Origin of the sequence: Mesorhizobium sp. M7A.F.Ca.CA.004.04.2.1 (assembly GCF_004022825.1) — a bacterium.
In the GTDB taxonomy this organism is placed as follows: Bacteria; Pseudomonadota; Alphaproteobacteria; order Rhizobiales; family Rhizobiaceae; genus Mesorhizobium.
In genome coordinates this window covers 1-1377 of the sequence record NZ_RZPH01001303.1, presented here as the reverse complement: position 1 = coordinate 1377, position 1377 = coordinate 1, and the positions used below count along the sequence as shown (strand labels likewise).

1 protein-coding gene, 1 tRNA gene and 1 pseudogene are annotated in these 1377 nt (G+C 58.8%); 2 read left to right on the top strand and 1 reads right to left on the bottom strand.

What is annotated here, in order from left to right:
- Positions 1 to 195 precede the first annotated feature (195 nt).
- A tRNA-Leu gene (locus EN893_RS34070) sits at positions 196 to 266 on the bottom strand.
- Positions 267 to 376: 110 nt separating this feature from the next.
- Between EN893_RS34070 and EN893_RS34065 the strand changes: the two genes are divergently transcribed.
- Positions 377 to 787 carry a GNAT family N-acetyltransferase gene (locus EN893_RS34065; RefSeq protein WP_127268639.1) on the top strand — a complete coding sequence of 137 codons (411 nt, stop codon included), beginning with the start codon at positions 377 to 379 and terminating at the stop codon, positions 785 to 787.
- A 377-nt stretch (positions 788 to 1164) separates the two neighbouring features.
- Positions 1165 to 1377, top strand: a pseudogene (locus tag EN893_RS34060) (ABC transporter ATP-binding protein); the annotation flags it as partial.

Below are 1377 nucleotides of genomic sequence, written 5' to 3'. Positions count from 1 at the left end.
GTATTGAGGTGCGTAACGTCTGCTGCCGCAACTTCAACGGCCCCCTCTATCTCATCCGATAGTCTGGTCGCCTTTGCCGGCCTTGTCGGCGGCTTTGCCGGCCTTGTCGCACTTGCTGCTTTTGCCATTTTACTTTGCCCCGCCCCTTTGTTCTTAGGCAGTCACCTTATCTTATTGGAATTGCCAAGCAAGAGGCGGGGATGGTCGGGCTCGAACCGACGACCCCTCGCTTCTTAGACGAGTGCGCTACCAACTGCGCTACACCCTGATAGACGGTTTCCCGTCCAGCGCGGAAATGGGGATCGACTCGACCACTTTCAAGTCACATGTTCGAAGGGGATAGTCGCGAAACAAATGTCATTTGGACGGTAAAGCCATGCCCGACTGTGAAATCAGCTTCGACATGTCACGGATCGATTTCCGCGCGACATCGGACCTGTTGATGGCAAGCTATTGGGGCGCCGGACGCACTGATGAAGTCCATCGCCGCGCCTTTGCCAATTCGCTTTGCGTCGGCGCCTATGTCGACGGCAGGCAAGTCGGCTTCGGCCGCGCGATCACCGACCGCACGGTGTTCGCCTATCTCGCCGACATCATCATCTGGCCCGGGCATCGCGGGCAAGGCATCGGTAGCCGGCTCGTCCAGGCCCTTATCGATCATCCTGAAGTCAGGACTGTTTTCCACTGGAGCCTGTCGACCAGCGACGCACACGGCGTCTATGAGAAGCTTGGGTTCAAGCCATCGACCGATGGCCGCTACATGCGCTTGGATCGCATTCCTGAATGAGGCGCGCGGCTTGCTCCGTTGTTGCAAAATAATCGCAGTGGTTGGACCAGATACACTTTTGGCGTGAACTCGTCTTGGCGATGCATCGGAGCGTCTCTATAAGGACACCTCCGCAATTGTCTTGCGGGAGGTCCGAATGGCAGTATTTCACATGGTAATGCGAGGCCGCGAAGCCTAGGTCTCATCCGGCGCTCCGCGAAGGTTCCCCTTCGTGCCGATGCCGGACCGAGCACAGGCTTATGCCGATGCCGATCGCCGCCCGATTTGGGCGATACGCCAAATATGCCACTCCGCTTCCGGGCACTCATTGGCTCCTTGCGCGGCTTCTTCAATTTTCGACTTACTGGGATCGGGCTCGTTTGTGCCCGAATGACATCATGGCTCGTTTTAAGATCGATTTGCGCGCGAGCGCCTTTCGCAGCGTTCTTGGCTTCACGCTTACCCATTGGCGGCGCCAGCCTTGGCGGCTCTCGCTCATCATGGGCAGCTTCCTGCTGTCGACGCTGGCCGATGTGCTGACGCCGCTCTATTCCGGCCGGCTGGTCGACGCCGTCGCCAGCAGCGCCGGCGCCGACGCGATTGCCTGGAAT